General features: G+C 71.2%; 21 protein-coding genes and 1 pseudogene. 10 read left to right on the forward strand and 12 right to left on the reverse strand.

The window, feature by feature from the left end; genetic code table 11:
* Positions 1–628 precede the first annotated feature (628 nt).
* Positions 629–871, forward strand: coding sequence for a hypothetical protein (locus tag ACMTAK_RS47115; RefSeq protein ID WP_413811849.1), 243 nt, complete (start codon positions 629–631; stop codon positions 869–871).
* A 267-nt stretch (positions 872–1,138) separates the two neighbouring features.
* Positions 1,139–2,107, forward strand: coding sequence for an MHYT domain-containing protein (locus ACMTAK_RS47120; RefSeq protein ID WP_413811850.1), 969 nt, complete (start codon positions 1,139–1,141; stop codon positions 2,105–2,107).
* A 109-nt stretch (positions 2,108–2,216) separates the two neighbouring features.
* On the opposite strand, the gene ACMTAK_RS47125 is transcribed toward ACMTAK_RS47120, so the two are convergent.
* Positions 2,217–3,362 carry a carboxylesterase family protein gene (locus ACMTAK_RS47125; protein WP_413811851.1) on the reverse strand — a complete coding sequence of 382 codons (1,146 nt, stop codon included), beginning with the start codon at positions 3,360–3,362 and terminating at the stop codon, positions 2,217–2,219.
* Positions 3,353–4,249: an MBL fold metallo-hydrolase gene (locus ACMTAK_RS47130; protein ID WP_413811852.1), complete on the reverse strand. Its 897-nt coding sequence runs from the start codon at positions 4,247–4,249 to the stop codon at positions 3,353–3,355. Before ACMTAK_RS47130 ends, ACMTAK_RS47125 begins: the two co-directional genes overlap by 10 nt.
* A gap of 72 nt (positions 4,250–4,321) precedes the next feature.
* Between ACMTAK_RS47130 and ACMTAK_RS47135 the strand changes: the two genes are divergently transcribed.
* The gene (locus ACMTAK_RS47135; protein ID WP_413811853.1) at positions 4,322–7,051 is read left to right on the forward strand and encodes a helix-turn-helix transcriptional regulator; all 2,730 of its coding nucleotides are present in this window, start codon (positions 4,322–4,324) and stop codon (positions 7,049–7,051) included.
* A gap of 31 nt (positions 7,052–7,082) precedes the next feature.
* Here ACMTAK_RS47135 and ACMTAK_RS47140 read toward each other — a convergent pair.
* A pseudogene (locus ACMTAK_RS47140) lies at positions 7,083–7,856 on the reverse strand (sensor histidine kinase); the annotation flags it as partial.
* Between the two features lie 214 nt (positions 7,857–8,070).
* Here ACMTAK_RS47140 and ACMTAK_RS47145 point away from each other — a divergent pair.
* Positions 8,071–8,508: a TIGR03618 family F420-dependent PPOX class oxidoreductase gene (locus ACMTAK_RS47145; RefSeq protein WP_413811854.1), complete on the forward strand. Its 438-nt coding sequence runs from the start codon at positions 8,071–8,073 to the stop codon at positions 8,506–8,508.
* A gap of 322 nt (positions 8,509–8,830) precedes the next feature.
* On the opposite strand, the gene ACMTAK_RS47150 is transcribed toward ACMTAK_RS47145, so the two are convergent.
* The 4 genes from ACMTAK_RS47150 to ACMTAK_RS47165 all read right to left on the reverse strand — a co-directional run bounded on the left by ACMTAK_RS47150 (position 8,831) and on the right by ACMTAK_RS47165 (position 11,986).
* A complete protein-coding gene (locus ACMTAK_RS47150; protein WP_413811855.1) occupies positions 8,831–9,925 on the reverse strand; it encodes a CapA family protein in 1,095 nt (364 codons plus the stop codon).
* An 89-nt stretch (positions 9,926–10,014) separates the two neighbouring features.
* Complete coding sequence (locus ACMTAK_RS47155) at positions 10,015–10,470, reverse strand: PaaI family thioesterase (RefSeq protein ID WP_413811856.1); 456 nt, start codon at positions 10,468–10,470, stop codon at positions 10,015–10,017.
* Positions 10,471–10,567: 97 nt separating this feature from the next.
* Positions 10,568–11,239: an enoyl-CoA hydratase-related protein gene (locus ACMTAK_RS47160; RefSeq protein ID WP_413811857.1), complete on the reverse strand. Its 672-nt coding sequence runs from the start codon at positions 11,237–11,239 to the stop codon at positions 10,568–10,570.
* A gap of 117 nt (positions 11,240–11,356) precedes the next feature.
* Positions 11,357–11,986, reverse strand: a complete 630-nt coding sequence (locus ACMTAK_RS47165; protein ID WP_413811858.1) for a TetR/AcrR family transcriptional regulator — start codon at positions 11,984–11,986, stop codon at positions 11,357–11,359.
* A gap of 149 nt (positions 11,987–12,135) precedes the next feature.
* On the opposite strand from ACMTAK_RS47165, the gene ACMTAK_RS47170 reads away from it, so the two are divergent.
* The 3 genes from ACMTAK_RS47170 to ACMTAK_RS47180 all read left to right on the forward strand — a co-directional run bounded on the left by ACMTAK_RS47170 (position 12,136) and on the right by ACMTAK_RS47180 (position 15,047).
* Positions 12,136–12,726, forward strand: coding sequence for a hypothetical protein (locus ACMTAK_RS47170; protein WP_413811859.1), 591 nt, complete (start codon positions 12,136–12,138; stop codon positions 12,724–12,726).
* A gap of 390 nt (positions 12,727–13,116) precedes the next feature.
* On the forward strand, positions 13,117–14,085 hold the full coding sequence (locus ACMTAK_RS47175) for an SMP-30/gluconolactonase/LRE family protein (protein ID WP_413811860.1): 969 nt from the start codon (positions 13,117–13,119) through the stop codon (positions 14,083–14,085).
* Between the two features lie 95 nt (positions 14,086–14,180).
* On the forward strand, positions 14,181–15,047 hold the full coding sequence (locus tag ACMTAK_RS47180; RefSeq protein ID WP_413811861.1) for a helix-turn-helix domain-containing protein: 867 nt from the start codon (positions 14,181–14,183) through the stop codon (positions 15,045–15,047).
* Positions 15,048–15,108: 61 nt separating this feature from the next.
* Here the strand turns inward: ACMTAK_RS47180 and ACMTAK_RS47185 are convergent, their stop codons facing one another.
* From ACMTAK_RS47185 to ACMTAK_RS47200, 4 genes are all read right to left on the reverse strand, one after another.
* Positions 15,109–16,164, reverse strand: coding sequence for a lipoate--protein ligase family protein (locus ACMTAK_RS47185; RefSeq protein WP_413813211.1), 1,056 nt, complete (start codon positions 16,162–16,164; stop codon positions 15,109–15,111).
* Positions 16,165–16,277: 113 nt separating this feature from the next.
* A complete protein-coding gene (locus ACMTAK_RS47190; RefSeq protein ID WP_413099156.1) occupies positions 16,278–16,745 on the reverse strand; it encodes a DUF2269 family protein in 468 nt (155 codons plus the stop codon).
* A gap of 174 nt (positions 16,746–16,919) precedes the next feature.
* A complete protein-coding gene (locus ACMTAK_RS47195; protein ID WP_413811862.1) occupies positions 16,920–17,306 on the reverse strand; it encodes a tautomerase family protein in 387 nt (128 codons plus the stop codon).
* A 41-nt stretch (positions 17,307–17,347) separates the two neighbouring features.
* A complete protein-coding gene (locus tag ACMTAK_RS47200) occupies positions 17,348–17,911 on the reverse strand; it encodes a TetR/AcrR family transcriptional regulator (protein WP_413811863.1) in 564 nt (187 codons plus the stop codon).
* Positions 17,912–18,020: 109 nt separating this feature from the next.
* Between ACMTAK_RS47200 and ACMTAK_RS47205 the strand changes: the two genes are divergently transcribed.
* On the forward strand, positions 18,021–18,581 hold the full coding sequence (locus tag ACMTAK_RS47205) for a GNAT family N-acetyltransferase (RefSeq protein WP_413811864.1): 561 nt from the start codon (positions 18,021–18,023) through the stop codon (positions 18,579–18,581).
* A gap of 190 nt (positions 18,582–18,771) precedes the next feature.
* A complete protein-coding gene (locus ACMTAK_RS47210) occupies positions 18,772–18,894 on the forward strand; it encodes a hypothetical protein (protein ID WP_413811865.1) in 123 nt (40 codons plus the stop codon).
* Positions 18,895–18,912: 18 nt separating this feature from the next.
* Here ACMTAK_RS47210 and ACMTAK_RS47215 read toward each other — a convergent pair whose 3' ends face one another.
* Positions 18,913–19,656, reverse strand: coding sequence for a class I SAM-dependent methyltransferase (locus ACMTAK_RS47215; protein ID WP_413811866.1), 744 nt, complete (start codon positions 19,654–19,656; stop codon positions 18,913–18,915).
* Between the two features lie 114 nt (positions 19,657–19,770).
* Between ACMTAK_RS47215 and ACMTAK_RS47220 the strand changes: the two genes are divergently transcribed.
* Entirely contained in the window at positions 19,771–20,247 is a 477-nt protein-coding gene (locus tag ACMTAK_RS47220; protein WP_413811867.1) for a DUF4186 domain-containing protein, read from the forward strand.
* Positions 20,248–20,370: the final 123 nt, after the last annotated feature.

The raw sequence follows: 20,370 nt of genomic DNA on the forward strand, positions 1-20,370 counted from the left end.
GCCGAGCGCCTCAGGGGCGCGGGCGGCCCGCAGCACCCGCAGGCCCCTGCTCCGGTCGTCGTCCGTGGGATCGCGCCCATAGCGCTCGGCGTACAGACCGCCGAGCCGGGCGCGTACGGTGCACAGCAGCGCGTCCCCGTCCGGTACGGCCGCCGCCAACTCGGCTTCCAGGCGGTCGAGTTCGGTGATGCGTCGGTCGAGCAGGGCGGGATCGGCGGTGGCGGGCGGCCGAGTGTCGTCGGACGCCCGAGTGTCGTCTTCGTCGGATGCCCGCGTGGCCGCGGGGCCGTCGGACGAGCCCTCCGAACCGGACCCCTTCGAACCGGCGCCGGTCGCCGGGCTCTCGGGTGGGGGCGGGACGATCCACGCCAGCGCGTCGGACGCGGCCCGTTCGGCGCGGTCACGTAATGCCGCGAGATCCCTGCCGTGCATGAAACGTCCCCCTTCGTCATGCCGCTCTCATCATCCGCCCGTCCGCGCGAGCACAGGAGCCCTTTGATCGCTCTTTCCGGAAACCGACCAGAAGACGTCCGCGAATCGCCCGGTCGGATGCGCGGTGCGGAGCCGCGGGAAAACTCCCGCGGCGCCTTCGCGCTCTTCCTCGTACGGCTTCCTTAGAATCGCTCGCATGTCTGATCTGGTGACTGATGAGCTGATTGACCTGCAAAAATCCGCTGATGCAGAGCATCACCGGGTGTCCGGGCTGGACGGCGGGGAGCGCCGGGACCAGTGGGAGCGGTGGCGCGCGGCGGCGGAGCGGGTGCAGGCGGCGATCACGGAGCACGCCACATCGGCCGGGTTGAGCAGATTCGAGGTGGAGCGGGCGGTGAAGAGAGCCGTAAGGCATCCGGAGGACCCGTCCGCGGCGTAGACGCTCCGGGGAGGGCGGCGCGGATGGCTCCCGGGCCGCCCCGGGCGACCCTGGTGCCGGGCACGTGCCCCCGGCACAACCCCGCCCATCTGCGGCAAAGGGGAAAACGGACATGAGGTGAATCGCGTGACATCCCGTCACGCCCGGTGAAACACCTTTATCGATGCGTGACCAAATGTGTGGGTGGAGTGCGCGACCGAGCCCTACTCTCGCCGGTGAACCAACGTTTCTGCACAGGATTCCCGCGGCGAAAAGGGTGGAACGTACATGTACGGCACGATCGACGGGTTCAGCTACGGGGCCGCCACCCCGCTGGTGGCCTATCTCATGGCCTGTCTGGGAGGAGCCCTCGGCTTACGCTGCACCGCCCGGTCGGTTCGCACCCAGCGCTCCTGGAAGGCGGGCTGGCTCGCGCTCGGGTCCGCGTCGATCGGCTCGGGCATCTGGACGATGCACTTCATCGCGATGATGGGGTTCCATGTGAAGGAGACCCCGATCGGCTTCGACATACCGATCACCCTTCTCAGTCTCGTCGTGGCGATCGTCGTCGTGGGCATCGGCGTCTTCATGGTCGGCTACCGGGGCACCTCCCCGGGGGTGTTGCTCTCGGCCGGTGTGTTCACCGGACTCGGCGTCGCGGGCATGCACTACATCGGGATGTCCGCGATGCGCGTGCAGGGGCATCTGGAGTACTCCGTGCCGACCGTCCTGCTCTCCGTCCTGATCGCGGTCGTGGCCGCGACCGCCGCCCTCTGGGCCGCCGTGACCATCCACGGCTTCCGCGCCAGCCTGGCGTCGAGCATGGTGATGGGGGTCGCCGTGACCGGGATGCACTACACGGGCATGGCCGCGGTCAGCGTGCGGCTGGACGATGTGCTCAGCGCCTCCGTGGGCGGTGAGGCGCCCGCTTCGCTCATCCTCCCCATGCTGATCGGCCCGGTGATCTTCCTGGTGATCGCGGGGACCATCATCATGTTCGATCCGCTGCTCGTCCTGGGCGAGGGGGAGTGGAACGCGAAGAAGGCGGACAGTGCGCACAGGACCCCGCCGCCACCACCGCCCCGGCCGGTCTGGCCGGTTTGGCCACCGGAGGAGGAGCCCGCTCGGGCCCGGACCTGGCCACCGGAGGAGGAGCCCGCTCGGGCCCGGACCTGGCCACCGGAGGAGGAGCCCGCTCGGGCCCGGACGAGCCGCCCGGCCCCGCGCCACGGCCGCCGGGAGTACCGCGAGTGGTGAACCCACGACCGTTCCGGGGCACGACGAGGCGGCCGTGATCCGCGCGCGGAGCGGACACCGATCCGCCGCCACGGCCACCCCGCCGCACCCCGTGTGCCCCAGACAGGCCCTAATGAAACCGGTGCGTTCCCGACCAGCCGGGATCCCCGCTCATGGCGAAGCGCACCCACGCGCCGTGCATCTCCGCGGCCAGCGACGGCGGGATGTCCGGTCCGAGCAGTCCGTTCGCCGTACGGAGCGCGGGCAGATCGGTGGTGTCGAAGACGAACGGAAGCTCCACGGCGTGGCAGGCGCCGAATGGCCCGTCCCGCCAGTCGAAGTCGTAGGTGAACGCCTTGTCGGAGCGGGACACCAGCCGCTCACGGGCGTCGCGGAAGATCGCGTCGATGGCCGCGCTCCGTTCCGGCCGCTGGTAGAGCAGCGACTCCTGGGTGTTCGTGCCCACCAGCAGATCCACCGGATGCGGCGGTGGCGTGTCGTCGAGCCCGTCGAGCACCACACCCAGCGGCGACAGCCTCGGCCCCACCCCGGGCACCTCGGCGAGCGCGGACACCAGACGCTCGTCGGGGATGTCGGCGAACGCCTCGGCCGTCGCCGGAACGCCCAGCCGGTCCGCCAGGGCCCGGGTCGTCTCCGCCGCCTCGGCGCCGGTCAGGGCGTGGAGCCCACCGCTCTGGCTGATCGCGCCCCGGAACAGTCCGGCCGCCTCGGGCATCACCAGCAACGCACTGATGATCATCCCTCCGGCCGACTGTCCGAAGGCCGTGACCCGGTCCGGGTCCCCGCCGTAGTCCGCGATGTGCTCACGCACCCATCGCAGCGCGGCGAGCACGTCCAGCAGGCCCCGGTTGCGTGGGGCGTCCGGCAGATCGAGCCAACCCAGCGCGCCGAGGCGGTAGTTGAGGGTGACCAGGACCACGCCGTCGCGGGCGAAGGACGTCCCGTCGTACACCGGTGCCTGGCCGGTGCCGGAGAGGAACGCGCCGCCGTGCACGAAGACCATCACCGGGGCGTTTCCGTCGGTCCCCGGCGTCCAGACGTTGAGCGTCAGATAGTCCTCGCCACGCACCCAGCCCGGGCCCATCAGCGGGCTCAGATCCGCCGGGAACCGCCGCTCGGGTGCCGGAGCCGTCGGCCCGGACCCGTCGGCGCCGGGTGCGGCGGGTACGCCGGGCACGGGGGCCGGTGCGGCGAATCGCGCGGCGCCGGTCGGCCCGGCCGCGTACGGGATGTTCCGGAACACACTCAGCGCCATGCCGCCCACTCCTTCACCGCGAACCGCTCACCGTCACGCCGCACTTCGGCCGCGCTCGCGCCGGGGAAGTGCGCGGGGAACAACAACGCGCCCTCGTCCGCGGCCTCGCCCAGCACCCGGCGCCGGGAGACCCGCGCCCGGGGCTCGTCCTCGTCGAAACAGGGACAGGCGTCCGGCTCCACGATCTGCAGCGGGCTGTGCATCAGATCGCCCACGAAGACCGCCCGATCCGTACCCGACCGCAGCCGCACCACCGAGGAGCCGGGGGTGTGGCCGGCGGCGGGCTCGATGCGCAGCCGGGCGTCGACGTCGTAGTGGTCGCCCTCCCACAGCACGGTCTGCCCGGCCCGGTGGACGGGGGCGACGCTGTCCTCGAACACATTCGCCATCCGGGGGCCGGAGCGGGTCCGGTGCCCGTTCTCCGGGTTCCAGTAGTCGAAGTCGGCGCGGGGGAGCACATACCGCGCGTTGGGGAAGGTCGGCCGCCACTCACCGTCCGCCCACGAGGTGTTCCAGCCGACGTGGTCCCCGTGCAGATGAGTACAGATCACCAGGTCCACGTCCGCCGGGCGGACCCCGGCCGCGGCCAGCTCCCCGAGGTAGTTCGTGTGCAGATGGTGGAAGGGCGGCATGCCCGGCCGCTCCCGGTCGTTGCCGACGCCCGTGTCGATCAGGATCGTCCGGCCCTCGCTGCGGAGCAGCCAGGTCTGGATCATCGTGATGATCTCATCGGCGGCCGGATCCAGGAATTCGGGGGCCAGCCAGCTCTCGTGCGCGCGCCAGTGCTCCGGGGCCACGTCGGGAAAGACGAAGCTGCGTGGCAGACCCCTCGGGGCCACCTCTACCACGCGGGTGATCTCGACGTTTCCAAGCGTGATGGTGTCCATGTCTCCAGCCTGCGCGTCGGCGGGCGCCGGCGGTATCGGTCAGATGACTGCACCACGGGCTAGAGTCAAAGGATGACCATGGTCGGGCGGGAGAGTGAGAGTGCCGCCGTACTCGGTCTGACCAGCGGTGTACTGATCCTTACGGGTGAGCCGGGCGCGGGCAAGAGCACCCTGCTCGGCCTCGCGGCGGATCGTCACCGGGGCCGGGTGCTGCGGATGACGGGCAGCGAGAGCGAGGCGAACCTGACGTTCGCGGGGCTGCATCAGCTGCTGCGTCCGGTGCTGGCGGAGGCCGCGCGGCTGCCGGGGCGGCAGCGGTCGGCGCTGCTGGGGGCCATGGGCCTGGGGGACGACTTCGGGGGTGATGGTTCCGGGCCGGCCGAGCCCGGCGACGCCCACCTCGGGGAGGCCGAACCCGACGGCGTGGACACCGGGCGCGGCGGCCCGCCCGATCGGCTGTTGCTCGGGGTCGCGCTGCTCACGTTGCTGTCGGACCTCGCCCGGCAGTCGCCCGTCCTCGTGGTCGCCGACGACCTCCAGTGGATCGACGCGGGCTCGCTGGAGCTGATCGCCTTCGCCGCCCGGCGCATCGGCGACGAACCCCTTGCCGTGCTGGCCGCGGCCAGGGACCGGGCGGGCGAGGGCACCGGGAGCGGGGCCACGGCGCCGTTCTCCGGCTTCCCCCTGCTCACGCTCGACCCGCTGGACGCGACCGCCGCGGGCCTCCTGCTGGACCGGCAGCCGTATCCGCCGACCGGCAGCCGCCGGTTGCGCATCCTCGACCAGGCCGCCGGGAATCCGCTGGCGCTGATCGAACTGGCCCGGGCGAACGGCGTCTGCGGCGCGGACTCGGCCGAATCCGCCGACGGGGAACTCCTGCCGCCCACCGATCGCCTGATGCGGGTCTTCGCCGCCGACCTCGAGGCCCTGCCCGAGGCCACCCGGCAGGCACTGCTCCTGGTCGCGGCGGACGACCGGGCGGTGCCGGGCCGGGTCGAGGCGCTGGCCCCGGCCGAGGCCGCCGGACTGCTGCGGATCACCGGCGGTGGCCGCGACGGCTGGCGGGCCCGCTTCCGGCATCCGCTGATCAGGTCCGCCATCTACCACTCCGTACCGCTGGCCGCCCGCCGTCAGGCCCACCGCGACCTCGCCACGCTGCTCGGCGCCGAGCCCGATCGCCGGGCCTGGCACCTGGCCGCCGCCGCGGAGGGGCCCGACGAGGAGATCGCCGCCGCGCTGGAGGAGTCGGCGGCCAGGGCCCGGGAGCGTGGCGGATACACCGCCACCACCACCGCGCTGGAGCGGGCCGCCGAACTGAGCCCCGGGCGGCGCGACCGCGCCCGCCGCCTGGTGGCCGCGGCGGGCGCCGCGGTGTCCACCGGACAGCCGCACTGGGTGCGGAGGCTCGCCGCGCAGGCCGCCGCGCTCACCGACGACCCGGAGTTGTCGGCCGAGGCATCCCTGCGCGTGGGCCAGGTGCTCACGCTGAGCACCGAGCACGACACCGCGATGTCCTTGCTGCTGCGGGCGGCGGAGGACCCCAAGCTGCGCCGGGTCGCGCTCTCCTCGGCGTCGGTGGCGGGCTTCTACTCGGGCGACGAGGAATACCGCCGCACCGTACGGGCCCGGGCACACGACGACCCGTGGACGCTCGCGGTGACCGACCCCACCGCGCACCGGTCCGAGCGGGTGGCGGCGATCCCGGCGCTGGTCGAGCGGGCGGACGGCGACCCCGCCCGGCTCATCTCGCTCGGCGCCATGGCCTGGCTGCTCGACGAGACCGCACTCGCGGTACGGATCTTCGACGACGCACTCCACCGCTGGCGGCTGGGCGGCTCCGTGCCCATCGGCCTCGGCTGCTCGGCGGGGTGGTCGTACCTGGACCACGGGCGGTGGGCGCAGGCCCGTACCGCCGCCGTGAACACCAACTCCGCGGGCGCCGGGCTGCCGCATCTCGACGCCGCCGCACGGTCGCTCGAGGCCGCCGCGCTCGCGCTGACCGGACGGACCGATGAGGCCCGTACCGCGGGCTCGGTGGCGCTGTCCCTCGTCGACCCGCACCGCAGCCGCGCCATCGCCGTCCGGGCCCGGTGGGCGCTGGGCATGGCCGCGGTGGCCGACGGCGACCACGTCGGCGCGTACGAGCAGTTCCGCCTGCTGTTCACCGCCGATGGCGACCCCGTCCACTACGCGTGCTCCTACCCGGGGGTCGCCGAACTGGCCGCTGCGGCCGTCCGCACCGGCCACGGCGCCGAGGCCGCCGCCATCGTGGAGCGCACCGCCTACCGGCTCGCCGATGACCCCTCGCCCCGGATGCGCATCCTGATCCACCGCGCCCGCGCACTGCTCGAACCGTCCCGGGCCGAGCCGCACTTCACTGCGGCCCTCGCCGAACCGGCGGGCGGCCAATGGCCGTTCGAACGCGCGCAGATCCTGCTGGACCACGCCGAATGGCTGCGCCGCCGCCACCGCATCACCGAGGCCCGCCACCAGCTGAACACCGCGCTGGAAACCTTCCGCCGCCTCGGCGCCCCCTCCTGGATCGACCGCACCCAGGCCGAACTGCGCGCCGCCGGTGTCGAATCCGCCCCCGCCGGCCCCGACGCCCTCACCTCGCTCTCCCCGCAGCAGCAGCACATCATCCGCCTGGCCGCGCAGGGACTGAGCAACCGCGAGATCGGCGAACGGCTCTTCCTCTCTCCCCGCACCGTCGGCTCGCACCTCTACCGCAGCTTCCCCAAGCTCGGCGTCACCGCCCGCTCCCAGCTGCGCGACCTGATCGAGGCGTCCGGCCAGTCGTAGGGGCGGTGGCCATGTGTGCTCCCGGCGATCGCCACCGGCAGGGCAGCTCCACCGCGATGACCGTCGGCCCGCCGCGCGGGCTGGTGACCGTCACCGTTCCATCGAGGGCGGCGACACGGCGGCGTATCCCGAGCAGCCCGAGGCCATGTTCGGCGCCATGTCCGGGACCATGTCCCGGGCCACCCGCCTCCCCGGCGCCGGACCCGTCCGCGCCGGACCCGTCCGCGCCGGACCCGTCCGCGCCGGACCCGTCCGCGCCGGACCCGCCGTCGGCGGCCTCGGCGCCGCCTCGTCCCTCGTCCCGAACCGAGACACACAACCCGCTCGGGGTACGGGCCAGCCGGACCTCGGCCCGGTCGGAGCCGCTGTGCTCGGCCACGTTCGCCAGCGCCTCCGCCACCACGAAGTACGCGGCCGCCTCGACCGCGGCCGGTGCCCGCGCCCCGTCCTCCAGACCGTCCACCCGCACGGTGACATCGAGCCCGCTGCTCGCCGCGAGCGCCCGTACCGCCCCGGCCGGCCCACGGTCGGTGAGCACCGGCGGATGCATGCCACGCACCACATGGCGCAGCGCCGCCAGCGCCTCGTCGGCCAGGTCCTGCGCGTCGTCCAGCATCCTGCGCGCCGCCGTCGGATCCCGGTCGTACGCCCGCTTGGCCAGCCCGATCCGCAGGGAGAGGGAGACCAGCCGCGCCTGCGCGCCGTCGTGCAACTCCCATTCGATGCGCCGTAGTTCGGCGCCGTGTGCGGCGATGACACCCGCCCGGGTCTCCACCAGCTCCTCCACCCGCCGGGCCAGCCGGGCGGTGGCCCGCGCCGCGTGCCGCATTCGCCTACCCATACCGACGAGGCTAGAAGACCGGGCGGACTCACGCGGGAGAGCGAGCCGCCCCTTCGACGGTGGAGCCCGCTACACCCCCGTGCCCCCGCCCGGGACTCACCGGCATGGACGCATCAGAGTGCGGGTACGGGCCGGGGGAGTCATGGTGGAGGAACCCGTCCGCCCAGAAAGGCACCCGATGACGGATCTTCAGGAAGTGGACCGTATCGCCGCGGCCGATCACCACTTGGCGGTCGTGTCGACGACGCGCGCCGACGGCTCGGTCCAGGCATCCGTGGTCAACGCCGGGATCTTCGGCCATCCGGCGTCCGGTGACCAGGTGGTCGCCTTCGTCACCTACGGCCCCGCCAAACTCGCCCATCTGCGGGCGCGTCCGCGGGCCACCGTGGTCTTCCGCGCCGGATGGAACTGGGCCGCGGTCGAGGGCCGCACCGAGATCGCGGGGCCCGACGACCCGTTCCCCGGGATCGACCCGGAGCGTCTGCGACTGCTGTTGCGCGAGATCTTCACCGCCGCGGGCGGCAGCCACGACGACTGGGCGGCCTACGACCGTGTGATGGCCGAGCAGCGCCGTGCCGCGGTCTTCGTCCACCCCGAGCGCGTCTACAGCAACTGACCCCGTGGCGGCGCCGGGGCCACGGGATGGCCCCGGCGCCGCCACGCGGTGGCTGGTCAGATCGGGTCGAGGAACGAGCCCCACGTGAAGATGGCGGACTGCGACAGTCGTTCGCTGTCCTCGAGCCTGATCGTCTCCCAGTCGGAGTTGTCGGGGTTCAGCGATGTCTCCTGACGATAGAAGCCATCATCCGGAATGAGGCAGTCCTCCCACGGGTACCAGCCCGCGCGTCGGCATCCAGGCTCAGTCACCCCGGTGGGGACCCGTCCCGTGGCCACCGTCGCCCGGTGTGACACCGTCGCCGGGTGTGACACCGGCGTTGTCAGAAACGGACGCGGCCGTCCCCGTCCACCCTGGTCGCGGGGGCCAGCTCCTGGGATTCCTCTTCGACCTGCCGCAGGATCCGCCGCGCCGTCGAGGCCGAGGGAATCACCGGCTCGCCGTCCGCGGTGAGCTCGACCGGATGGAGACGCAGCCGGGGCGGGCCGTCCCCCAGGGCCACCTCGAACACCGCGCTCTCGAACCACGGCCGGTCGGACATCCGCTCCTTGTAGCGGGTAGGCGGGCGCCGGTCGGCGGGAGCCACCTCCTCGCAGGGATGGAACAGGAAGTTTCCGGTCGAGTAGAGGATGAGCCCGTCCCCGTACCGCTCGACCGGGTGGAGGCAGTGCGGATGGTGTCCGATCACCAGATCCGCCCCGGCGTCGACAAGCCGCCGCCCCAGCGGCTGCTGGTACTCCGCCAACGGCCCCTGGTTGCTGGGCAGATAGCACCAGGGAACGCCCCAGTGCACCGCCACCACCACCGTGGCGGCCAGCTCCTTGGCCCGCCGGACCGCCTCCTCGGCACGCGCCACATCGGCCTCGCGCGCCCTGGTGCGGACATACGGCACGGTCCCGGGCTGCTCCTCGATCAGTACGCCGTCGAATTCATAGGCCTGCTCGACCCGCACCGGCGCGATCCCGGGCCGGTGCGAGGTGGCGTTGAAGCCCGGCGGCAGGGCACAGCACAGGCTCAGAAAGGCCACCTCGCCGCGGCCCCGGCCGGAGAGCCGGACGGCGCGCAACGCCTCGTCGAGGTTCTCCCCGGCCCCGGCGTGGGCGACACCGACCTCGTCCAGAGCCGCCCTGGTGCTGCGCAGACCGTCGATGCCGTAGTCGAGCGCGTGGTTGGTGGCCAGCGAACAGGCGTCGAAGCCGAGCCGGGCCAGCTCGGGTGCCATGTCGCTGCCCACCCGGAAGGCGACCGGCTTCTCGGCCGGGTACCCGGTGTCGGTCAGCGGGACCTCGAGGTTGCCGATCGTCAGATCGGCGTCCCGCAGCAGCGGCAGCGCCGAGGTGCCGGCGGAGAGGTCGCCGTCGAGAGCCACGGCCGGTCTCCGGGCGACCACCACGTCGCCCACGGCGATCAGCTTCATGTGCCACTCCTCCCACTCGGGCCGGTCCGCGACGGGATCAGGCTACGCGGGAGGCCGGGAGCCGTCGGCCGCGGTGTCGGCCGGGCCGGTCAGCCGTCCGCGCGGAGGATCATGCAGGTGGTGGTCGCGTGGGCGATCAACTTTCCTTGTTCGTCGAGCACCTTGCCCTCGGCGGTGGCGGTGCGGCGACCGGCGTGGAGGACGGTGCCTTCGGCGCTGAGGGTCTGCCCGTCGGTGCGGGCGGCGCGGATGTAGTTCACCTTGAGCTCCAGGGTGGTGTAGCCCACCCCGGCCGGGAGAGTGGTGTGGACGGCGCAGCCCATGGCCGAGTCGAGCAGGGTGGCGGCGATGCCGCCGTGGACGGTGCCGAGGGGGTTGGCGAAGTCGGGGCGGGTGTCGAGGGAGACGACGACGCGTCCGGGGTCGACCTCGTCGAAGCGCATACCGAGGAGCCGACCGATGGTGGGAACGTCGGTGGGACGCTCGGACTGCACCCATCGGATGAGGTCGAGGCCGGAGAGGGCGGTGAGGTCGGTGGTGGTCACAGGCGTTCCTTGCGGTCGTGGTGACCCGTGCCGTTCGGGATGGGTACGGCGCGGGAGCCGGTTGGGGCTGTCGGCCAGGGGACGGCCAAGGGGTTGGTCAGCCGAGGGGGTTGTCCTGCGCACGCAGGGCGGCCAGTACGGGGGCGTACATCCGGGCCTTGATGGTGCCGAGGGTGTCACCCGCCTTGCCCGCCTGCGCCGCCGCGAGCTCGACGGCGGTCGACCGGACGGAGTCCTCCGCCGCCGCGTGGTCGACGATCCCGGCGGCGAGCGCGTCATGGCCGCCGTAACGACGAGCGGTGACCATGGCCTCGTGGGCGGTGCGCGGGTTCAGCCGGCCCTGGATGAGCGCGGACATGCCCGGGGTGAAGGGGATGTTGATGTCCGCCTCGGGCAGACACCAGAAGCCACGGTCGGCGCGCATCACCCGGACGTCATGGGCCAGGGAGAGCATCGCGCCCGCCGCGAAGGTGTGCCCCTGCAACGCGGCCACGGTCACGAGCGGCAGCGACAGCATCCGGGCCAGGAGTCCGTGGACGGAGGTGACATAGTCCTGGTGCTGGTCGGCGTGTGCCAACAGCCAGTCCAGGTCCAGGCCGTTGGAGTAGAACTTGCCGGTGGCGGCCGTCACCAGGGCGCGCGCTCCCTCGGCCTTCTCCACCTCGTCCAGGGCGCCGTCGACTGCCGCGAGCCAGTCGGGGTGGAAACGGTTCTCGCCGTCCCCGAGATCGAGCACGAAGACGTTGTCCTGGCGGTCCAGCGTGGGCATGGCTGCTCCTTCACACAGGGCTGAGTCGGCCGACGGGTCCGCGCGCCGCTCATCCGGTGGCCCGCGGAACACGGCGGTGGTGCACCGTGGCTTCACGGCGGTGGGTTCACCGCGGCTTCACGGTGGTGGCGCGTCGCGGTCGCGGGCGGGATCCGCCAACGAACCGGGGGTACGCAGAGCGTGGGCCAGTAGGTCGTGGATCTCGGCGGCGGCCGCCTCCAGCGGGGCGGTGCTCCGCTCGGCCCGGCACATGATGACGGCGCCCTCCACCGCGGCGATGATGAACGCGGCCAGCCGCCTTCCCCGCTCCTCCGACAGACCGTGCCGGACGAGCAGGGCGGCCAGCGCCTCCTGCCAGCGGGTGAACGCGGCGGCCGCCGAGCGGGCGAGTTGCGGGGCGTCGTCGTTGGTCTCGACGGCCACCGCCACGACGGGGCAGCCGGTCCGGAAGTCGCTTTCGACGAGCCGTGCGCGCCACAGTGTGAAGAACGCGTCGACCGCCTCCACCGGGTCATCGGCCCGTACACCGGTCTCGATCAGCCCGGCGATGAAGTCACCGGCGAGCGCCACCGCCTCATCGATCAACTGCGCCCGCCCGCCCGGGAAGTGGTGGTAGACCGAGCCACGCGGGGCCCCGCTGTGCGCGAGCACCCGGTCGATGCTCGTGGCGCTCGCGCCGTACTCACGCAGCAGTGCCGCCGCGCTCAGCACCATCCGCTCACGGCTGTCGCTCTTGCGCCGGACCATGCCACCCACCTCCCTTACGTGTGGGTAACTTATGCTCTATGACATAGAACATGCAAGAGCCATCGGCGAATACGCCCGGCCACCGGCCGTTGTCGGAGGGCGTGGCTAGGGTCGCCCCCACACCCTGCGCCGATCACTGGAGAAGGATCATGTTCGAAGAGCGGCTCGCGCAGTTCTCCCGGGACCGTCTGGATGGCCGGCCCGTTCCCGATGACGTGCGCATCATGCTGGTCGCACAGTGGGAGGCCCGCACCGACTTCAGTGCCCTTCTCGGCATGACGTTCCTGGAACCCGGGCAGCCCGGCCCACTGCTGGACGTCAGCTATCTCAGCGAAGCCGAACTCGCCGACCCCGAGATGCAGGCCATCAACGCCGGAGCCGCCGAGATGGCCACGTACGTCAAGATCGTGGCGGAGGCCGGTAAGGGCTGGATCGGCTACTGGGTGCACCCCGACGAGCCCGCGGACCGCCCCTGGCCCCTCGTCGAGCTGGACACCGAGTTCTCGTACTGGAGCATGATGGGCAGCACCCTGGCCGAGGCGTGCGCCGCCGACCAGGTCCGCCATGACCCCGACCGGCGGATCGCGTTCTCGCGTCTCGCCGACCGGCTCGCCGAGCTGGGCCTGCCGCTCGGCGTACGGGACTACGACGCTCTCCGGGATGCCGAGTTCACGGTGGATCCGGACGTACTCACCGAGGAACTCATCGACGCCGAGCGTGTGAAACGGGGTCTCGCCTGAGTCCCGGGTCCCCGGAGCGGATCGCCCAGGGCGCGTCCTCACACCGCGTCGACCAGATCCTGGGTGAGCTGGTGCAGGCGCAGTGCCGTTTCTCGGTCGAATGTACGGCCGCTGAGCGGCACTCGGCGTGTGGTGCGGTGAGCGCTGACGGGAGCCTCCGGTGGTTCACACCGCTGCCCGCCCCTGGCGACGCCGTCTGACCTCATCCTGGTCCTGCGGTTCCAGAGATAAGCCGGGTACTGGTTGGGCTGCGCGGATGCGCTGATGCTTCTTCCCACAGGCCAGTCTGTGGTTGGCCGGGAGATCTGGGGGAGCATTCGTTGTTCCCTCTTCATCCCGCTTGTCGCGGCGGCCTGGTTGTCATGAAACGCATCACTCTCGGAGACGATCATGCCGAAACACCTTGTCCTCCGCCTGGCGGCGACCACTGCCGGCGCGGTGATCGGACTTACCGCGGTCTCGTCAACAGCCGGAGCGGCCGCACCGCCCCTCTCGCACCCGCGGATCGTTGCCCACTTCGACCGTCCGGCCGGGCAGGTGGCGGAGAGCGTCATCGTGCAGCCGGACGGGTCAGCGGATGTCGGCCTCATCCTGTCGAGGCAGGTGGCTCACGTCACGCTTGGCGGACGTGTTGAGGTATTGGCAACCATGCCACTCCCCGCGGACGGGGGCGTGAACACCCCCGCCACCGGGTTCGCTGCGGTGACGGGGGTCGAACGAACTGGAGATGGAACGGTCTACTTCCTCTACTCGGCGGGAGACGAACACCTCACCGGTCTATGGAAACTGCGCCCGGGAAGCAGGCCGGAACGCGTCGCCGCTCTTCCGGCCGCGAGCTTCCTCAACGGACTCGCCAGGGACGGCCGTACGGGGAACTTCTACATCACCGACTCCACACAGGGCAGAATATGGCAGGTCGGATCGCACGGCGGAACCGCCAAGCTCTGGGCCGCGGGAGAGGACCTTGCCCCGGTTCACTTCTTCGGCGCCAACGGTGTGAAGGTGCACAACGGAGCCGTATGGGTCTCCAATATCGATCGGGGAACGATCCTTCGTATACCGCTGACTGGCAAGGGAACGGCTGGTCCACATCAGGTCAGGGCATCCGGACTCGACAGCGTCGACGATTTCGCCTTTACCGGTCGCGGCGATCAACTGCTGGCCGCGCTCAATGTCCCGAGTAAGGTGGTCCTCATTACTCCGGGCAAGGCTGACCGTATCGTCCTCGATGAGAGTGATGGGCTGCAGAACACCACATCAGTGGCGGTCGACGGCGATACGGTCTACGTCGCCAGCGGTGCCCTCACCACGGGTGGGGACGCGAATCTCCTGACGGCCCGTCTCGATCACCTCGGCTGAGGCGGCAGCAGGTTCGCCCAGCAGGTCAGTCGTCCGATTTATCCCAGGAATGGCAGTCCCATGCTATCGCCCGCCGAGTCGGCGACAATGGGCACATGAGTCGTCCAGAGAACTCGCTGGGCAACACGCTGCGTGCATGGCGTGCCCGGATCACGACTGAAGACGTTGGACTGCCGGCCACCCGACGGCGGCGCACCGCCGGATTGCGCCGCGAAGAACTCGCTCTTCTGGCCGGCATATCCACGGACTACCTGCTGCGTCTTGAACAGGGCCGGGCCCTGCGCCCATCTCGGGACGTCGTGGCCTCACTCGCCCGCGCGCTGCGACTGAGTACGAATGAGACCTGCCACTTGCACCTGGTGGCCGGGCTTCTTCCGCCGACGCCCCAAAACGTCCCGCATCAGATGCCGCCCGGTGTTCAGCGGCTCGTCAGCCGCTGGGGGAACATTCCGGTGGGAGTGTTCTCCGCCTCATGGACCTTGCTGACCTGGACATCCATGTGGGCGGCCTTGCTGGGTGACCCGTCCCTTCGACCACCGGAAGAACGAAACCTGGTACGCACGGTATTCAAGGAGCCGCCGGGCACGGGCCATCCGCTCTTTCCCATGGAGCAGAACGTCATCGAATTCAAAGCCGCTCTCGTCGCGGACCTTCGGATCACGCACGGAGCGTATCCTCATGATGAGGAATTGAGAGTTCTGATCGGTGAGGTCATGAGCAACAGCGAGGAGTTCCGGGGCATGTGGACCACTCCGGCGCTCGGCTCACGCCTGGGTGGCCACAAACGCCTGCGGCATCCTCTGGTAGGGGAGATCGGCCTCGACAACGATGTACTGAAGGTGCCTGACCACGATGTGAGGATTGTGACCTACACGGCAGAGCCGGGCACTTCGGATGAGGAAAAACTGGAGTACTTGCGCGTCGCCGCCACCCAGACCGCGCTGCCGCTGTCATCCGGCTGAGCCGGGCGGGTCATCAACGGGGGATGGGCGGAGGCGTCGCGCACCGCGCCGGGCGTGGTCGTTATGGCACCCGCGCCGTCCACTCTTCGTTGCTGTATTTCACGAGAGCGAGTTCTTCTGCGCGTGCCATCTCCTCGTCGGTGACATGCCCCTGAGTGAGGCCGTAGCGGGCGCGGAAGGAGCCGAGCATGCGGTCGATGATGTCGGCTCTGGGCAGACCGGTCTGGCGGCGTAGCGGGTCGACGCGTTTCTTGGCGCTCGCGGTGCCCTTGTCGGACAGCTTCTCCTTGCCGATGCGCAGCACATCGAGCATCTTGTCGGCGTCGATGTCGTACGCCATCGTCACGTGGTGCAGTACCGCGCCGTGACCACTGGCAAGACGCTTCTGCGCGGCACCGGCGATCTTGCCCTCAGCGGAGGCGATGTCATTGAGGGGCTGGTACCAGGCCTTGATGCCCATGTCGCCGAGCGCGGTCAGAACCCAGTCGTCGAGGTAGGCGTAGGAATCGGCGAACGACAGGCCGGAGACGAGGGATGCCGGTACCGAAAGGGAGTAGGTGATGGTGTTCTCGGCCTCCACGAACATGGCCCCGCCACCGGAGACGCGCCGCACCACCGTGACTCCGTGGCGAGCCGCGCCTTCGGGGTCCACTTCGTTGCGGAGGGACTGGAAGCTGCCGATGATGACGGCCGGGCGGCCCCACTCCCACACCCGAAGCGTGGGCGGCCGCCGTCCGGCGGCGACCTCGTCGGTCAGCACCTCGTCCAGGGCCATGTGCAGCGCCGGGTCCTGCGGCCCCTCGTGGATCAGCTGCCAGTCGTAGTCCGTCCAGTCGGTGGCACGGGCCAGCGCCCGCCGCACCGCGATGCCCACGGCCTCGGGGGAGAAGCCGAACATCATGGTGTCGGCCGGCAGCCCCGCCCTGACCCGGGCGGCGAGCGCCTGTGCGTCCGCGTCTGCGGGCGCTCCCTCCAGGGCCCGGTCGATGGCGTGCAGCGCCTCGTCCGGTTCCAGGAAGAAGTCGCCCGCCACTCGCACTCCGCGCAGTGCGCCGTCGTGGACCTCCAGATCCACGACGACCAGCTTGCCGCCCGGCACCTTGTACTCACCGTGCATATCCCGCACCGCCTCCTGTTTCCGCCCTGGCGCTCCCGATCATTATCCCGCGCCAGTGGCCGGATCCCGCGCGGTGACCGGCTCAAGGCCACGGCGCGGGATATGGGGAGGGGTCAGGCTCCGGTGGTCGAACCCGGGCGGACGATCATGAGGATGGTCACCGTCGCCCACAGCAGGTTGAACACGCCCGTGAACATGGCCAGTTGGGCGGTGTCGGACCGTTCCAGGGCCTTGCTCGCCCCGAGGCCGTCGATGAGTTCGCCCTGGCGGGGCAGGACGAAGGCGACCAGGACTCCGGCGGCGGCGGCCGTCAGGGCGATGGAGGCGGTGAGCCAGCCGCTGTCGAGGACGCCCATCACGGCGGCCGTGGCGAAGCCGAAGACGGGCACGGCCAGGCCCATCGTGGCGTAGACACGGCAGATGCGGTGCAGCAGCCGGACCGTGCCCAGGTCCGCCTCGCCCTCGGCGGCGGCCGCGTGGGCGTTGCGGGCCGCGGGTGGGAACATGCTGGCGGCGACGGTGACGGGGCCGATCGCGACAATGGCGGCGAGGACGTGCAGGGAGAGCAGGATCTTGGTCATCGGGTGGCGTCCGGCTCCCTTTCGAACGTGGCAGGCACCAGCGTCTCCTTCCGAGTGTGGGGCGGGTGGTGCCCGCCCCACGCTAGGGAGCCGGGAGAAGATCACCCAGGGGCTTGAATGACAGAAGCCAACGGATTCTCGCCATGCCGGGCCCGACGGCGACGTCTCGACGTCTCATCCCTCGACGTACTGCGCCGCCCCGTGTCCGAACGACCAGTCGGCCGACTCGTTCTCGGTCAGGGTGATGAACACGTTCCGCGGCTCGGTCCCCGCGTACTCCTCGGCGAGTTCGGCGATCCGCCGGTACAGCGCCTGCTTCTGTGCCGGTGTGCGCCCCGAGCGCATCGTGAGGGCGACGTAGACGATGCCGTCGTCGCGCGGCACACCGAGGTAGTCGTCGTAGCGCAGCATGCCGCTGGTGCCATCATGGCTGGTCAGGACCTGGAACCGGTCGTTGGGCGGAAATCCGATGGCTTCCACCAGCGCGTCGTGCACGGCGCGGCCGAGCGCGTCGAGCCGGTCGGCGTCGGCCCGCAGCGCGTCAATGCGAACGAAGGGCATGTCGGGGGCTCTCTTTCGGGCAAGGGGGGAAGATCACGGGCTCAGCGGACCTGGGCGGTGAGCAGGCCGAGCGCCCCGTCCATCGCCCGGGCGTACACCTCGGCCGAGTCGGCGGCGCGGGCCAGCACATAGCCGCCCTGCAACACCGCGACCAGCGCGGTGGCCGTGGCCACCGGGTCGAGCCCGGTGTCGAGCTCGCCGTTCGTCCGGCCCTCCACCAGCAGCCCGGCCAGCCGGTCGGTGAGCCAGCCGAAGGTCTCCTCGACCGGTCGGCGCAGCTCCGGATCCGCCATCACGTCGGGGTCCTGGGTGAGACGGCCGATCGGACACCCCTTCAGCGCGTCCCGCTCCCGCCGCAGATAGGCGGTGATCCGCTCGACCACGGTGCCGGGCCCGCCGAATTCGGCCTCCGCCCTGCCCCTCAGCTCCTCGGCGCTGCGGTTGATCGCGGCGAGCGCCAGGTCGGGCTTGCCGCTGAAGTGGTGGTACATGCTGCCCTGGCCCGCTCCGGAGCGCTCCTGGATCGCCTTCGGGCTCGTGCCCACGTAGCCGCGCTCCCACAGCAGTTCACGGGTGCTTGCGATGAGTCGTTCCCGGGTGTCCATGGACACGACCATACATACTAGTAGGTACAAAAGGAAACGCGCGGACGGCCCCTCGGTGAGAGGATCCCCCCCGTACTGCGCGCGCTGGTTCGGACGGTGGAAGGTGACGATGTACGCGATACCCCTGGGCGAGGACGGCGCGGAGCTGCGCCCGCTGGAGCCGTGGCAGGCCGAGGAGTTCCTCGCCCATATGGACCGGGGACGGGAGTTTATCGGGCGGCACATCGCGCTGGCGGACGCCGTGGCCGACCTGGAGTCGGCCCGGGCGTTCCTCCAGGGGTACGCGGACAAGGCGGCGGCCGACACCGGGAGGATCCACGGCATCTGGACGGACGGCAAGCTGGTCGGCGGGGTCCTCTTCCGCACGATGGACGTCGAACAGCGCACCGCGGAGGCCGGTTGCTGGCTGGAGCCGTCGGCGGTGGGCAAAGGGCTGGTGACCCGCGCCACGCGCGTGATCATCGACTGGGCCGTCGAGGAGCGGGGCATCCACCGAGTGGAGTGGTGGGCGGCGGCCGCGAACGAGGCCAGCATCGCCGTGGCCCGGCGGCTGGGGATGACCAGGGACGGTGTGCTGCGGGAGGGCCGTCTGCACCGGGGCAAGCGGCATGACATGGAGATCTGGTCGGTGCTCGCACCGGAGTGGCGGGCGGTCCGGCGGCCCGCCTGATGGCAGCCTGGGCCGACGCCTTCGTCGCGTCCGCCGGGCCGGGCCTGCTTCCGCCGGAGTCCTTCGGCCGCCTCGTGGTGGACCTGGTCCGGGAGCGCGTGGTCCGTACGCCGTGCTTCGCCCTCGCCTGTCCGCAGATCCGCCCGCTCGCCACGGATGACACGGCGGAGGTCGGCGGGGAGTGCACCCGGTGCGGACCTGTGTGCTCCACACCTACCAACTCGCCCGCCGGATCGGCCCGGACTCGGCCATCGCCGCCGTCGCCGCCCGCCACTTCGGCCCCGGCCCGGTCACTGGCAGAACCTGGGGCTGACGGCCGTGCACGGCATGGTCAGTGGCGGCGGGCCACGGTGATGATCTCCGGGCTGGTGTCCGTCAGCGGCCCGCGGTCCCAGTCCCCGTACTGCTCCGCCACGGCCAGCCCCGCCCCGTCCAGGAACCCCGCCAGCGCGTCCTGGCCGAGGAACCGCAGGGTGCTGCGGCTCAGCAGGGGCCGTTCCCAGCTCGGTCCGCTGTAGGTGTGCGTGGCCGCCACGAGATCGCCCCGCACCGGCGTCTCCACCTTGCACACACAGCGCACCACGGCCCCGGTGGCGTCCACCACCTCGCCCGAGTACCGCACGTCCCAGTCCTCCCACTCCCGCACCAGCGGATTGCGGGTCTCGAACACGAAGCGGCCATCGTCGGTCAGCGCCGTGGCGATCGCGGCCAGCGCACCGCGCAACTCCTCGTCTCCGAGCAGCGTCTGGAAGGCGTGGCCGGTCATCACGACCAGCTCGAACTCACGGTGCCACCCCGGCGCGGAGGCCAGGTCCCCGAGCACCCACTCCACATCCGGGCACTCCCGCGCCACCTCCAGCATCCCCACGGCGGGATCCAGCCCGCACAGCCGCCCCTCGTGCCCGTCCTCCCGCGCCCCGCGCAACAGCGCGCCCGTGCCGCACCCCACGTCCAGGACGGAGCGGGCGGACATCACCAGGGGCAGATAGAACCTGAAGTCCCCGCGCTCGTCCCAGGGGCAGAACAGGTCGTACAGCGCGGCCAGTCGGCGATCGGAGAACTGCGTGTCCACCATGGCCGTCACAGTGCCCCCGGACCGGCGGGTGCACAAGACATGGCCCGGCCGATGGCGCCGTGGACCAGCCGTCATAGGATCGAAAGGGGCCATTGTCGTCTCCGGGAGCCTTCGATGTCCGCCCCGACGCCTGACGCGTCCGACCCGACGCCTGGCGCGTCCGGCCCGATGCCTGACGCGTCCGATCCGGCGCCCAACCCGTCCGGTCCGAGCCCCGAATCGCTCGACCAGCGGCTGGTCGCCATCGCGCGCCATCCGTTCCGCGCGAAGTTCCATCTGCGCGGTCGCGATCGGGCCACGGCCGAGCTGAGCGGACCGTCGACGTTGCGCTGGCACGCCTACGACTTGATCGCCAAGCGGCTGGCCCCCGCCGAGCCGTACAAGGACGGCAAGCAGACGCCGTATCGCGGCCACCCCGTGTTCGTCGCCCAGCACGCGACCGCCACTTGCTGCCGTACCTGTCTCGAGCGCTGGCACGAGATCCCCAAGGGGCGGGAGCTGAGTCGGGCGGAGCGGGCCTTTGTGGTCGATGTGATCTGCCGTTGGATCGAGCGCGAGGTGGCGGGGGCGCAGACCAGGCCAGGTCCATAAGGTTTTTTGCCATGGACCGAGCCGGACGGTAAACCTCTCCGGGTCCGATCGCGTCTAGATCGGCAACGGACCCACAACACCGGTGACCCTGACGGGGCCGGTTTCCCGGCTCCTATACACGCC

Source organism: Streptomyces lacaronensis (genome assembly GCF_047337785.1).
Taxonomy (GTDB): Bacteria; Actinomycetota; Actinomycetes; order Streptomycetales; family Streptomycetaceae; genus Streptomyces; species Streptomyces lycopersici.

Coding starts and splice junctions, on each gene's coding strand:
- ACMTAK_RS47220 (WP_413811867.1), top strand. CDS start 19,771: ATGTCCGCCCCGACGCCTGACGCGTCCGACCCGACGCCTGGCGCGTCC.
- ACMTAK_RS47170 (WP_413811859.1), top strand. CDS start 12,136: ATGTTCGAAGAGCGGCTCGCGCAGTTCTCCCGGGACCGTCTGGATGGC.
- ACMTAK_RS47130 (WP_413811852.1), bottom strand. CDS start 4,249: ATGGACACCATCACGCTTGGAAACGTCGAGATCACCCGCGTGGTAGAG.
- ACMTAK_RS47160 (WP_413811857.1), bottom strand. CDS start 11,239: ATGCCCACGCTGGACCGCCAGGACAACGTCTTCGTGCTCGATCTCGGG.
- ACMTAK_RS47150 (WP_413811855.1), bottom strand. CDS start 9,925: ATGAAGCTGATCGCCGTGGGCGACGTGGTGGTCGCCCGGAGACCGGCC.
- ACMTAK_RS47175 (WP_413811860.1), top strand. CDS start 13,117: ATGCCGAAACACCTTGTCCTCCGCCTGGCGGCGACCACTGCCGGCGCG.
- ACMTAK_RS47115 (WP_413811849.1), top strand. CDS start 629: ATGTCTGATCTGGTGACTGATGAGCTGATTGACCTGCAAAAATCCGCT.
- ACMTAK_RS47205 (WP_413811864.1), top strand. CDS start 18,021: ATGTACGCGATACCCCTGGGCGAGGACGGCGCGGAGCTGCGCCCGCTG.
- ACMTAK_RS47165 (WP_413811858.1), bottom strand. CDS start 11,986: ATGGTCCGGCGCAAGAGCGACAGCCGTGAGCGGATGGTGCTGAGCGCG.
- ACMTAK_RS47120 (WP_413811850.1), top strand. CDS start 1,139: ATGTACGGCACGATCGACGGGTTCAGCTACGGGGCCGCCACCCCGCTG.
- ACMTAK_RS47185 (WP_413813211.1), bottom strand. CDS start 16,164: ATGCACGGTGAGTACAAGGTGCCGGGCGGCAAGCTGGTCGTCGTGGAT.
- ACMTAK_RS47135 (WP_413811853.1), top strand. CDS start 4,322: ATGACCATGGTCGGGCGGGAGAGTGAGAGTGCCGCCGTACTCGGTCTG.
- ACMTAK_RS47215 (WP_413811866.1), bottom strand. CDS start 19,656: ATGGTGGACACGCAGTTCTCCGATCGCCGACTGGCCGCGCTGTACGAC.
- ACMTAK_RS47180 (WP_413811861.1), top strand. CDS start 14,181: ATGAGTCGTCCAGAGAACTCGCTGGGCAACACGCTGCGTGCATGGCGT.
- ACMTAK_RS47200 (WP_413811863.1), bottom strand. CDS start 17,911: ATGGACACCCGGGAACGACTCATCGCAAGCACCCGTGAACTGCTGTGG.
- ACMTAK_RS47125 (WP_413811851.1), bottom strand. CDS start 3,362: ATGGCGCTGAGTGTGTTCCGGAACATCCCGTACGCGGCCGGGCCGACC.
- ACMTAK_RS47190 (WP_413099156.1), bottom strand. CDS start 16,745: ATGACCAAGATCCTGCTCTCCCTGCACGTCCTCGCCGCCATTGTCGCG.
- ACMTAK_RS47195 (WP_413811862.1), bottom strand. CDS start 17,306: ATGCCCTTCGTTCGCATTGACGCGCTGCGGGCCGACGCCGACCGGCTC.
- ACMTAK_RS47145 (WP_413811854.1), top strand. CDS start 8,071: ATGACGGATCTTCAGGAAGTGGACCGTATCGCCGCGGCCGATCACCAC.